Raw genomic sequence first — 12692 nt, forward strand, 5'->3', positions numbered from 1 at the left:
AAGTGGAAAATAATAAGAACGTGCAAGTTCTAACCAAACCGCCAATAGGAGCAAGTTACTATGCCCGTGCGCGCGGCAAACCGCCGGATTGGCGGCCGGCCCAGGGCTGGCACGGGCCTTGCCGCCCTACCCCGCTGCCCCGGCTGTATCTTAGCCCAGCGGTAGCCGGCTGCCAGAGTGGCAGCCCCAGGCTGGCTTTGGCCAACCTTTTTTCTGCTTTGCCCATGCCCTTTGATTTGCTCCGCTCCGGCCACGCGCTGGCTGGCGGCCCCGATTCGCCTTCCGATGCCATTGCCATTATGGCCGCCGACCCCGACCACCTGCTTTCCGCCGCCGATGCGCCCGATGTGTTGGCCATTTTGCCCGTGCGCAACACGGTGCTTTTTCCGGGGGTAGTGTTGCCCGTGACGGTGACGCGTAAAAAAAGCATCCGGCTGGTGCGCAAGCTGGCCGCTAAAAACGAGAAGCTCATCGGTGTGGTGGCCCAGCGCCAGCCCGACGCCGACGAGCCCACCGCCGAGGACCTGTACCCAGTGGGCACGCTGGCCCGCATTCTTAAAGTCATCGACCAGCCCGACGACACGGTTACCATCATCATTCAGGGTCAGGTGCGGTTTGCGGTGGGCGAGCAGCTCACGCACACGCCGCAACTCACGGTGCGGGCCACGTATTTTGACGAAAAGGCGCTGGATGCGGCCATCGACGGCGAGCTGGTGCTGCTGCAAAGCCTGCGCGAGGCTGCCGGCAAAGTGCTGGAATTGACGCCCGAAATCCCGATGGAGGCGCGCAATATGCTGGAGGGCATTCAGTCGCCGGCTTTTCTAATTCACTTTCTCTCCTCCAACGTGCAGCTGGAACTGCCCGCCAAGCAGAAGCTGCTGGAGCTGGCCGAGCCCGAGGCCCAGGCCCGCCAGCTACTCGAAGCGCTGCTGCGCCAGATTGAACTGTTGGAGATTAAAAACGACATTCGCACCAAAGTGCACACCGGCATTGACGCCGAGCAGCGCGAGTATTTCCTGCGCAAGCAGCTCAAAACTTTGCAGGATGAGCTGGGCCAGGGCGAAGGCAGCCCCGAAGGCGACCTGGCTATGCTGCGCGAGCGGGCGCTCACTAAAAAGTGGCCCGAGGCCACGGCCAAGCACTTCGAAAAGGAGCTGCAAAAGCTGACGCGCCTCAACCAGATGTCGCCCGACTACCCGGTGACGCTCAACTACGTAGAGTTTTTGCTGGACCTGCCCTGGGGCGAAACGACCAAGGACAAATTCAACCTCAAAACGAGCAAGAAAATCCTCGACGCCGACCATTTCGGCCTCGAAAAAGTGAAGGAGCGCATCCTCGAATACTTGGCCGTGCTGAAGCTGAAGCAGGATTTGAAAGCGCCGATTTTATGCCTCTATGGGCCGCCCGGCGTGGGCAAGACTTCGCTGGGGCGCAGCATCGCGCAGGCGCTGGGCCGCAAATACGTGCGCCTGAGCCTGGGCGGCGTGCGCGACGAGGCCGAGATTCGGGGCCACCGCAAAACTTACGTGGGGGCCATGCCCGGCCGCATTATCTCGCAGATAAAGAAGGCCGGCGTGAGTAATCCGGTTATTATTCTGGATGAGATTGACAAGGTGAGCAGCGACTTCCGGGGCGACCCGTCGTCGGCGCTGCTGGAAGTGCTGGACCCTGAGCAGAACTCGACTTTCACCGATAATTACCTGGAAGTAGAGTACGATTTGAGTCGGGTGCTGTTCATCGCCACGGCCAACTCCTTGGAAACCATTCAGCCCGCCCTGCGCGACCGGATGGAGATTATCGACCTCACCGGCTATACCCAGGAGGAGAAGGTGCAGATTGCCAAGAAGCATCTCTGGCCCAAGCAATTGCGCGAGCACGGCCTGGGCGAAGCAGAAGTCAAAATAGCTGATGCCGCCCTGCACCGCGTGGCCGATGACTACACCCGCGAGAGCGGCGTGCGCAGCCTGGAGCGCCAGCTCGCGGCCCTCACCCGCAACCTGGCCCGCCGCAAGGCCAGCAAGGAATCCCTACCCCCTCAGATTGAGCCAAGCGACGTGCTTAAGATTCTGGGCGCGCCGCGCTTCGAGCGCGACAAGGACCAGGACCACGACACGGCCGGCGTAGTTACGGGCCTGGCCTGGACCAGTGTGGGCGGCGATATCTTGTTCGTAGAGAGCCTCTTGAGCCGCGGCCGGGGCAAGCTCACGCTGAGCGGGCAGCTGGGCGACGTGATGAAGGAATCGGCGATTACGGCGCTGTCGTACCTGCGCTCGCGGGGCGATGAGCTAGGCATCGACCACCGCTTGTTTGAGCAGTACGACCTGCACATTCACTTTCCCGAGGGCGGCATTCCGAAGGATGGGCCGAGCGCGGGCATCGCCATTTTCACGAGCATCGCCTCGGCCTACACCCAGCGCAAAATTCGGCCGAAGATGGCCATGACCGGCGAAATCACGCTGCGCGGCCGGGTGCTGCCGGTGGGTGGCATCAAGGAAAAGCTGCTGGCCGCGCGCCGGGCGGGCATCGATATGATTATCCTCTCGCCCAAAAACCGCAAGGACGTGGAGGAAATCCCGGCCGAGTACCTCAAGGGCGTGCGCATTCACTACGCTGAGCGCGTGGACGATGTGCTGGCCGTGGCCCTGCTGCCCGAGCTGGTGGCCCGCCCCCAAAAGCTACCCGTGCGCGACGAGGCCCCTACCCCCCTCGGCCCGAGCGTAGAGGTGCAGTAGCAAGGAAAGTGAGCTGCAAAACTCCTAAAAAAGAACGTCATTCCTCGGCAAGCTCGGAATGACGTTCTTTTTTTGCCACCCTACTACCCACTATTTCGCGCGCACGCTCGTTACCTTGTCCGTATGAAGCAACTGCTACCGTTTCTCCTTTTTTTGCCTTTCGCGGCCCAGGCGCAGCTGGGGGGCCGCGCGGCGTTTCCGTTTCTTTCCCTACCCCCCTCGGCGCAGCTGGCCGCACTGGGCGGCATGACGGCCTCGGCCCGCAGCACCGACCCCACGCAGTTTTTTGCTAACCCGGCGCTGCTCTACGCCGCCAACGACCACGCGGTGGCGGCCAACTACGTGGCCTACATCACCGATATCAGGCAGAGCACCCTGGCTTACTCCTTCAATACCGAAAAGCGCGGGCGCTTTGGGCTGGGAATGACGTATTTGAACTACGGCAGCCTGGAGAGCTACGATGCGGCGGGCAACTCGCTGGGCACTTTTTCGGTGAATGAATACGCACTGGCGGCGGCCGACTCCTATACGTGGGGTAAGTTTACGGTGGGCGTCACGGGCAAGCTGGCCGTGTCGGGCATCGCGGGCAACCGCGCCGTGGGCCTGGCCGGCGACGCGGGCGTGCTCTACAAACCCCACGATGACCAGGAATTTACAGTGGGCCTGGTGGTAAAAAACGCGGGCTACATGCTCAAGCCCTACACCGCCTCCGCCCGCGAGCCCCTACCCCTCGATGTGCAGCTGGGCACCACTATCAAGCCCGAGCACATGCCGCTGCGCTTCACCTTCACGGCCCACCACTTGCAGCAGTGGGATATTCAGTATCTCGACCCCAACACGACCACCACCAACGCGGCCGGCGACACGGTGCGGGCCCGCAAGAACTTCGGCGACAACCTGGCCCGGCACTTCACGGTGGGCGCCGAACTGCTGCTGGGCAAGGGTCTGAGCCTGCGCCTGGGCTACAACCACCTGCAAGCCCGCGAGTTGCGCCTCGACAACGTGGGCGGCGGCGCGGGCTTCAGCTTCGGGGCAATGGTGCGGATTTCGCAGTTTCAGCTCGATTATACGTATGCCACCTTGCAGGCTGCCGGCAGTAGTAATTACTTCACGCTGAGCCGCAGCCTGGATAGCTTGTTTAAGAAGAATGAGTAAGTATAAACCGTTTACTAAAAACTTTGTGTTAAAAAGAACGTCATGCTGAGCTTGTCGAAGCATCTCGCTCGCACTGCTGGGTTACTAACCCAACGATTCGAGCGAGATGCTTCGACAAGCTCAGCATGACGTTCTTATTTAATCCTTTCGTCCCCCCGATTTCTACACCGAATGCTAGACGACACCTTCCTGACCCCGGCCCAAATTGTGGCCGAACTCGACAAGTACATCATTGGCCAGCACGAGGCCAAGCGCCACGTGGCCATTGCGTTGCGCAACCGCTGGCGCCGCCTGCACGCCCCGGCCGACATGCAGAAGGAGATTGTGCCCAATAATATTCTCATGATTGGGGCCACCGGCGTGGGCAAGACCGAGATTGCCCGCCGCCTCGCTATCCTGGCCGACGCGCCCTTCGTGAAGGTCGAAGCCAGCAAGTTTACCGAAGTCGGCTACGTGGGGCGCGACGTGGAAAGCATGGTGCGCGACCTGGCCGAGCAGGCCGTGAGCCGCCTGCGCCAGCGCCGCCAGGAGGAAGTGAAAGCCCAGGCCGCCCAGGCCGTGGAGGACATTATTCTCGACGCGCTCATCCCGCCGCTCAAGGCCCCGGCCAAGGAGGGGGGTAGCAATTCCAGCCTGGGCTTTGGCATTGGCATCAGCGGCGAGCGCATTGCCGGCGATGCCGTGCCCGACTCGGACCAGGAGCTGAACGAGCGCACCCGCGAACGCTTTCGCCAGAAAATCCGCAACGGCGAGCTGGAAGACCGCCGCATCGAAATCAACGTGGCGCAGGGCGCGCCAAGCGTGGGCATCATGGGCGCGCCGGGCATGATGGACGAGGCCACCATGTCGGGCCTGCAGGACATGCTGGGCTCGATGATGCCCAAGAAGTCGCGCAAGCGCAAAGTAACCGTGGCCGAAGCGCGCAAAGTCTTGCTGGATGAGGAAGCCGCCAAGCTCGTGGACATGGACGAAATCAAGGAAGAGGCCATCCGGCAGACCGAGAACGCGGGCATTATCTTTATTGACGAGATTGACAAAGTAGCCACCGCCAGCGGCAGCAAGGGCGGCGGCGGCCCCGACGTGAGCCGCCAGGGCGTGCAGCGCGACCTCCTACCCATCGTGGAAGGCTCGGCCGTGAACACCAAGTACGGCATTGTCAACACCGACCACATCCTGTTCATTGCCGCCGGCGCCTTCCACGTCAGCAAGCCCTCGGACCTCATTCCCGAGCTGCAAGGCCGCTTCCCCATCCGCGTCGAGCTGCAAAGCCTGACCAAGGACGATTTCTACCGCATCCTCAAAGACCCCAAAAACGCGCTCACCAAGCAGTACCAGGCCCTGCTGGCTTCCGAAGACGTGCAGCTGACTTTCGAAGACGAAGCCCTGCTCAAGCTGGCCGACATCGCCGCCGAGGTCAACAGCGAGGTCGAAAACATCGGTGCCCGCCGCCTGCACACCGTAATGAGTCGCCTGCTCAACGACCTGCTTTTCGACGTACCCGACAAAATCGAGGCTGGTGCGCAGCTCACCATCACGCCCCAGCTAGTGGAAGAGCGCCTGCGCGACATGGTGAAAAACCGCGACATGAGTCAGTACATCCTCTGAGTTTTTTGAGGGAGTAGGGCGCATAAAAAACCCCCGGCCGAGTTGGCCGGGGGTTTTTTAATAAATAACGGGTTTAGAAGCCCGTATTCTGCGCGATTACACCACCCGAGATATTCACTTCCCGCGTGGGAATGGGAAACAGGTTACGGAAAGTTTGGACGTAGGTCGGCAGCACCGTCTGAATGGTATTCGTACGGCGCAGGTCAATCCAGTACTTTCCTTCGTAGGCTAGTTCCAGGCGGCGCTGGAGGAGAATATCGGTAACCAGCGCGGCCGCGGTCGTAGCGGTGCTGGGTGCCAGGCCGGCTCGATTGCGGATGATATTGAGTTGCGCGGCGGCAGTTATCAGGTCGCCGGTTTGGGCGGCGGCCTCGGCAATAGTCAACACCACTTCGGCGTAGCGCACGCAGTTGAAGTAGTCATCACGGGTAGCCGTGTGGGTGTACTTCAACGTGGTACCTTTCGGCGAAACCGCGTTATTGATGGGCAGGCGCAAATCACCAGCCGGGTGGGCGGCAATCAGTGCGGGACCGGGGTCAAACTCGTTGCGGCCACCGGGCGCGGGGTACCAGTAAAAGGCATACAGGTTCTGGTCGACATTAGAGAAATATAGCTGCCAGATGGCGTCGGGGGTAGTAGTTGCAGCCAGCGGCATAGAAGCAAAGCCCGCAACGGCCGGCACCTTCTGGGCATATTTCAGCGCGTCGGGATAATTACGCAGCCATAGCTCAAGCCGGGCCCGCAGCGCCAGCGCCGCGTTTTGGGTGCAGCGCACCGAGCTGCCACCTACGGGCAGGTTGGCAATGGCAAAATCCAGGTCGGCCCGGATGGCCGCCACGACATCGGCCTCCGAAGAGCGCGCGATAGGGGTAGCGTCCGTCGTGCTGGCCACGGGCGTTAGGCGCAGGGGCACCCCTACCCCACCGGCGTAGCCAAAGCCCTGCGGCGTGCCACCCCAATAACCCAGCAAATTCATGTAGTTGTAAGCGCGCAGGCAGCGGGCTTCGGCCTGGGTAGTCAGCTTCGGGAAGGCTGGGTCAGTGATATTATCGCTCTGCTGCAGCAAGTAGTTAACGCGGTTTATACCGTCGTAAATAACCTGCCACGTGTTCTGAATCTGCACGTTGTCTCCGGCGAGCAGGTTTTGCCCCACGTAGCCGTAGGTAGTGTTATACGTCCCTACCTCGAGAATATTACCCGAAATCAGCTCCCCCAGGGAAGAGTAAGCCACCCCTTGATAGTCGTTGGCCTGCAACGCGTCGTAGCAGCCAATCAGGCCGGCGGCCGCGTCCTCTTTGGTGGTGTAGCCAACGGAGGAGTTAATAGCCGCCTGCGGCTGCACGTCAAGCGCTTTCTGACAGCCCCCTAGCCCCAAAGTCAGGGTAAAGGTAGCACTGGCAAGCAGCCAGTGAAGAGAATTAAGTTTCATAGTATGAACTGACGAATAAAATTAAAAGCCGAGGTTTATCCCACCCGTGATGGTCCGGGCCTGCGGGTACGTGAAGAAGTCCGTGCCCAAACCAGTGTTGGAGCCGGCGAGCGTGCTCAGCTCCGGGTCAAGGCCCGTGTACTTGGTAAACGTAACCAGGTTTTGGGCCTGCACGTAGAGTCGCACCGTGCGCAGGTGCACCCGCGACAGCAGGTCGGTCGGCAGGTTGTAGCCCAGCGTCACCGTCTTGAAACGACCATAGGAGCCATTCTCTAGAAAGCGGTCCGACGTGCGGGTATTGCCATTCGGGTCGCCATACACGGCGCGCGGCACGTCGGTGTTGGTGTTGGTCGGCGTCCAGCGGTTCAGCACAGCCACGTCCTGGCCATATACCGAGCTCATGCCTTGGTTGTAGGCCCGCGGGTTGTTGTAAATCTGGTTGCCTACGTTGAACTGGAAGAACACATTTAAGTCGATGCCCTTGTAGCGGAAGGTGTTGGTGAGGCCCCCAAAGTACTTAGGCTGGGCGTTACCGATGATTTCCTGGTCAGCGGCCGTGACTACGCCGTCGCCATTAAGGTCCTTGAACTTGATATCACCGGGACGAGTGGCCGCCGTCTGGTACGCCCCCGTGGGTGATTTCGCGTTCAGGGTATTAATCTCATCCTGCGTCTGGAAGATGTGGTCTACGCGATAGCCATAGAAGGCCCCGAGCGGCTCGCCCACTTTCAGGCGGCTGGCAAAGCCTTGGGCTATACCCGTGGGGCTGGGGTCCGACACGGCCGTTACCATGTTGCGGTTGAACGAGATGTTGAAATTGGTAGTCCAGCCGAAGCTACCCCCATCGCCGGCCATGTTTATCGTCGTCAGGGCCAGTTCCAAGCCCTTGTTTTGCAGACTACCTATGTTGGCATTGTAGCTCGGATAGCCCGTATCGAGGGCCAAAGGGGCCGCCAGCAGCAGGTCGTTGGTGATGCGCTTGTAGATATCAGCCGACAGGTAAACCCGGTTTTGCAGGGTTCCGATATCCAGACCGATGTTATAATTAGTTGTGCTTTCCCACTTAAGCGCCGGGTTAGCCAGCTGGTTAGGCGCCAAGCCACCTTGACCCTGGTAGTTGTAGCCCACGCCGATGAGGCCGATGGCCGGAAAATCGGCATTGGCAATGCTGCCGAAGTTATTATTACCAGTCTGGCCGTAGCTAGCACGCAGCTTCAGTTCCGACAGGGCGGTCTGGTCTTTCAGGAACGACTCGTCAATTACGCGCCAGCCCGCCGACACGGCCGAAAAATACCCTACCCGTTTGTCCGAGCCGAAGTTCGACGAATTGTCGCGCCGCACCGAGCCGCCTAGCAGGTACTTGCCTTTGTAGGCATAATTAAGCTTGAGCAGCTGGCTAAACAAGGTGCTGCTGGTCGCAAAAGACGTAGCAGCCGTTTTGTTAGCTCCCGCCGCCAGCAATTGAATGGAATTGCTGGGGAAGCCAGTGGCCTCCGCAAAAATGCTGCTGTAGTTGGTACGCTGGTATTCTACTACGCCCAGCGCGGTTATCGAGTGGTCGGTAGCAAACGTGTGCGAATAGTTAACGGAGCTGATGTGGTTGAAGCGCGGCTGCTCTACTGAGCCAGCCGATGCATCGCCGTTAACCGACGCCCCAGGGTTGGTGATAGTAGAATAAAAGCGGTCGTCGCGCTCGTACAGATAGTCGAGGCTGAACGTGGCCCGGTAGCGCAGGTCTTTGATAAACTCAAATTCCGTGTACTGCGTAGCCAGCAGGCGGTTATCTACCGACTTGATAATCGGAACGTTGGCCGCCACGATGGGATTTTCGAGCGAGCCGTTTTTGAAGTATGTCCCGTTCGGGTTAAACACGGGCAGGTCAGAAGCATACAAACGAGCGGTAGTGAGCACCCCGTAAATGCTGTTGTCGTTGTTGACGCGATTATTTGCGGCCGAGCTCAAGCCGATTGATAGCCCCATGCGGATTTTATCCGACAGGTTATTATCCAGCGAAAGGCGGGCACTGGCCCGGTTATAACTCGAGCCTACCAAAGTACCCTGCTGGTCGAAGTCATTCACCGACAAGCGATAGCGCGACTTGTCCGAACCACCGGAGAAGGTTACCGCGTAGTTGCTAATAGGCGCCGTACGCAGCACGGGGCTTACCCAGTCGGTGGTAGGAGCCGTGGATGGGTCTTGAAACTGGCTTAGCGGACGATAGAAGTTATTAGCGGGCTGCGCATACGTAGATATCCCGTTGGTCGTCGCGCGCCCCCCCGGCCCAAAGTAATAAGCAGTCAGGTCGGCATTACTGCGCCATTTAAAGCCAAGCGCGTTAACAGTGCCGTCCGCGTTCGCCGGATAATAGTTGCTGATTTCATCCAGAAACACCTGCGTTTGCTGCGGACCGTTTATTACCTGGGGCCGCTTCCATACCGTCGAGGCACCCGTGTAATATTCCAGGTTTACCTGCGTCTTACCGGACTGGCCGCGCTTGGTAGTAATGATAACGACCCCGTTGGAGCCCCGCGAACCATAAACGGCAGCAGCGGCGGCATCTTTCAGCACCTCAATCGTAGCGATGTCATTGGGGTTCAGGTCACTCAGGCCATTAGTAGTCTGGTTACCCGTGCCCAGCTGCGACGTGTTGCCTGTGTTAATCGGCAGGCCATCTACTACGTACAGCGGCTCGCTGCTGGCCAGAATGGAGGCCGCACCCCGCACGCGCACCGAAATACCTCCGCCCGGTGCCCCAGAGTTTTGCGATACCTGCACGCCAGCCGCGCGGCCTTGCAGGGCCTGGTCAACGCCAGTGACGGGCTGGTCCTTGTATTGGCTTGAGTTGACAGTGGCTATTGAGCCTGTCAGTTCGCGGCGGCTCACCTGCTCCCCGTAGCCGAGCACGACTACTTCGCTCAGCTGTTTGCTATCGGGACCCAAGGCAATATCCAGGTTGTTGCGGTCGCCGAGCAGTACCTCCTGGGTGGCCATGCCCACTGAGCTAATCACCAATGTGCCTCCTATTCCGGGTACGCTCAGGCTGAAGCGACCGTCGGCATTAGTTGACACCCCAGTGGTGGTGCCTTTCAGGAGTACTGTGGTCCCTGGCAAACCTTCGCCAGTCTTTTGGTCTATTACTCGTCCTGCTACTGTCCGTGTTTGGGCTAGCGCAGCTTGGAACAAAGTAAGCATGAGCACGATGCTCATCAGTAAACTTCTTTTCATGCAGTGTGGTATTATGAAAAAATGATGAAATGGTAAACGGAAAGTGAATGCCCGAAAGTAGCAGTTAAAAGCTGAACATGCACCACTAACACCCCAATTATTGCCATTTATTGGCAAAAAAACCCAAAAAAATCTCCGGCTAACTTGGCCGGAGTATTCGAAAAATACTAAATAACTCCTATTTTATCTAATAGCTGGGATTCTGTTGCTGAGCCAGCACAGTGTTCTTTTGCATTTCCGTGCTGGGAATAGGTTATAGAGACAGCGGGCTGCTATAGACAAGCGTAGATTTCGGCGTCTGGCCAGTGGCCCCGTTCACTGTGGGATTGTCAACTGAGTTATTTTCGATGGAGAAAATGTTTTCGACCGTTACGGACGTGCTCCCTGGGAAAGCAGCCTGCTGAGTGGGCATCAAGGCGTGGCTGTTAAAGAGGCTGGTAAAGGTGGTCGTCCCCGTTATGAGCTTGTTGCCTTCCGTGATGGCAGCAGCCCAGTTGCCTTGATACAAGCGAATGCGCTGCTTCAAGGCACTAGCCGCCCCTTTGCTGGCCCGAGTTGCCGAGCCGTACAAGCCTACCCCTGTGCGAAGAGCCGGTAAGTTGGCTTCGGCAAAGTTCAAATCGGCTAGCATGGTTGGTGTAGTCATCCGAAACCGTACCCCGCCCCCGTGCGGCGCTCAGCGGCCTCGGGCCAACTTAACTCCGTAGTATCCTCGACTAGCAGGAAGGTGCCGGAAGTCGCTACCCCACGTGCTGACGGTGAGGGACTTACAGCACATTTGAGAGAGGAGCTGCGCGTGCCCCAGCAACCGGCAGGTAGCCTTGTGGGCGTAGGCCTATCCCTGCCTCAGGCCAGCGGGTGACACTGGCCCCAGGCTGCCGCGCCTAGCCTGGGGCCAGCGTCACTACCCGCCGGCTGCGGCGCACGTCGCCCAGCCGCACCGCGCCAAAATGCGTCGAAATAGACCTGTCCGCAAGCTACCATTAATGCCCAAAAAAAGCGCCGACCTCCCGGCCGGCGCTTTTCAAGATTCAGGTAAGAACAAGCCGGGTTGGCTGGTTTTTTTATAAGCTTAGCTTAATCAGGTCCGCAGGTTAATACCCAGGGTTTTGTACCAGGTTAGGGTTTTGCTGAATGTCAACCAACGGAATGGGGAAAACAGCTTTCGGGTCACCGTATTTTATCCGGCTGGAATTACGCTTGTAGCGCATCAGGTCGTAGTAGCGATGGCCTTCGAAAGCAAGCTCCAAGCGGCGCTCAAATAGAACGGCATCAATCAGCGCCTGCTTGCTGGCAAAGCTGGCAGCCGTGTAAGCTGGGTAGGCCGCAATGGCTGGTACTGAGCGACTACGCACCTGGTTGAGCAACGTAATGGCCTCAGTGTTAACAGTAGCACTAGTTTGGGCCAAACCTTCAGCACGGTTCAGCAACACTTCCGAGTAGCGGGCAATTGGCACGTTGTTGAAAGGGCCATCAGGATACTTTGTTGAGAAGACGTTGACCGCAGTAGTTGCCGGGTAAGCAGTCGGGGTAAGCAGCAGCGTGCGCCGACGGTCTTTGCTGCGGAACTGCGTGCTGTCGATGCGAGCATAGGGCGTTACGATGATATCAGCTCGCTTAGTGCTTCCATAATGCTGGCCCAGAGCGTTGTTGGTATTCGGGTTATCAGCCGAGCTCATGTTAACCGAGAAAATGTTTTCGGTCGTCTGAGCAGCCAGCACGAAGGGTCCGGTTGGGAGCGCGGTCAGGGCGTGGCGCCCGCCCGAGATAACGGTGCCGGCCATTGTCGCCGCTTCAGTATACTGCCCTTTGTATAAATATACCCGCGAAAGCAGCGAACGTGCCGCATCCTTGGTAGCCCGGCCGCTGCGCTCGAAACCGGTGGAATAGGTTTCGGGCAGCGCCGCGATAGCGTCGTTCAGGTCTTTCTCAATCTGCGCGTACACGTCGCGTACCGAAGCACGCGGCAGGTTCTGGTCACTGCTGAAGGCAGTAACACCGTCGGGAGCCGTTAGTTGGATGGGCACTCCGAGGTGCGAAGCATCAGCCGTGAAATTATAAGGCTGAGCAAAAAGATTTACCAGGTTGAAGTAAACCAGCGCCCGGATGTACTTGGCTTCTCCAACATACTGCGTTGCCAGCGCTGCCGTGGTGTTATCAGGGTATTTGGCGAGCTGCTGTTGAAAGTAATTAACTCCATACAGCGTGCGATAGCCGCCAGTCCACGAATTCGACGCAAATCCATCGTTGGGCTGCTGGTTAAACGCTGGCACGTTGCCAAAGTAACCTGCCGAATTAGTGTCATCGCTCCGAATGTCACCGTAGATAAGTACCCGCCCACCCAGAAATTCCAGGTTCTGGAGCTGGTCATACATCCCCACTGCCGATTTGGCAATCCGGTCAGGAGTAGCATACGCTTCGGCGTCGGAAAGGGCAGCGGGCGGAACCTGAGTGAGAACGTCGCAGCCGGCTAGCGGAGCTAGCAACAGCGCAAAGGCGGCGTACCGCAATTTAAATTTACGAGTCATACAACTATAGAAGCAGGA

7 protein-coding genes are annotated in these 12692 nt (G+C 58.7%); 3 read left to right on the forward strand and 4 right to left on the reverse strand.

Annotated elements, in window-relative coordinates; all coding sequences use genetic code 11:
* The first annotated feature begins 224 nt into the window (after positions 1 to 224).
* The 3 genes from A0257_09810 (at position 225) to A0257_09820 (ending at position 5492) form a co-directional block, all read left to right on the forward strand.
* The gene (locus A0257_09810) at positions 225 to 2732 is read left to right on the forward strand and encodes an endopeptidase La (GenBank protein ID AMR27360.1); all 2508 of its coding nucleotides are present in this window, start codon (positions 225 to 227) and stop codon (positions 2730 to 2732) included.
* 123 nt (positions 2733 to 2855) lie between these two features.
* Positions 2856 to 3887 (forward strand): hypothetical protein, encoded by a 1032-nt coding sequence (locus A0257_09815; GenBank protein ID AMR27361.1) that lies wholly within the window; start codon positions 2856 to 2858, stop codon positions 3885 to 3887.
* A gap of 171 nt (positions 3888 to 4058) precedes the next feature.
* Positions 4059 to 5492: an ATP-dependent protease ATP-binding subunit HslU gene (locus tag A0257_09820; protein AMR27362.1), complete on the forward strand. Its 1434-nt coding sequence runs from the start codon at positions 4059 to 4061 to the stop codon at positions 5490 to 5492.
* A 73-nt stretch (positions 5493 to 5565) separates the two neighbouring features.
* On the opposite strand, the gene A0257_09825 is transcribed toward A0257_09820, so the two are convergent.
* The 4 genes from A0257_09825 to A0257_09840 form a co-directional block, all read right to left on the reverse strand.
* Entirely contained in the window at positions 5566 to 6921 is a 1356-nt protein-coding gene (locus A0257_09825) for a hypothetical protein (protein ID AMR27363.1), read from the reverse strand.
* A gap of 21 nt (positions 6922 to 6942) precedes the next feature.
* Positions 6943 to 9933 carry a hypothetical protein gene (locus tag A0257_09830; GenBank protein ID AMR27364.1) on the reverse strand — a complete coding sequence of 997 codons (2991 nt, stop codon included), beginning with the start codon at positions 9931 to 9933 and terminating at the stop codon, positions 6943 to 6945.
* Between the two features lie 466 nt (positions 9934 to 10399).
* Complete coding sequence (locus A0257_09835) at positions 10400 to 10777, reverse strand: hypothetical protein (GenBank protein ID AMR27365.1); 378 nt, start codon at positions 10775 to 10777, stop codon at positions 10400 to 10402.
* Between the two features lie 463 nt (positions 10778 to 11240).
* On the reverse strand, positions 11241 to 12674 hold the full coding sequence (locus A0257_09840; GenBank protein AMR27366.1) for a hypothetical protein: 1434 nt from the start codon (positions 12672 to 12674) through the stop codon (positions 11241 to 11243).
* Positions 12675 to 12692: the final 18 nt, after the last annotated feature.

This window comes from Hymenobacter psoromatis (assembly GCA_001596155.1).
Lineage (GTDB): Bacteria > Bacteroidota > Bacteroidia > Cytophagales > Hymenobacteraceae > Hymenobacter.

Coding starts and splice junctions, on each gene's coding strand:
- A0257_09820 (AMR27362.1), top strand. CDS start 4,059: ATGCTAGACGACACCTTCCTGACCCCGGCCCAAATTGTGGCCGAACTC.
- A0257_09840 (AMR27366.1), bottom strand. CDS start 12,674: ATGACTCGTAAATTTAAATTGCGGTACGCCGCCTTTGCGCTGTTGCTA.
- A0257_09815 (AMR27361.1), top strand. CDS start 2,856: ATGAAGCAACTGCTACCGTTTCTCCTTTTTTTGCCTTTCGCGGCCCAG.
- A0257_09825 (AMR27363.1), bottom strand. CDS start 6,921: ATGAAACTTAATTCTCTTCACTGGCTGCTTGCCAGTGCTACCTTTACC.
- A0257_09835 (AMR27365.1), bottom strand. CDS start 10,777: ATGCTAGCCGATTTGAACTTTGCCGAAGCCAACTTACCGGCTCTTCGC.
- A0257_09810 (AMR27360.1), top strand. CDS start 225: ATGCCCTTTGATTTGCTCCGCTCCGGCCACGCGCTGGCTGGCGGCCCC.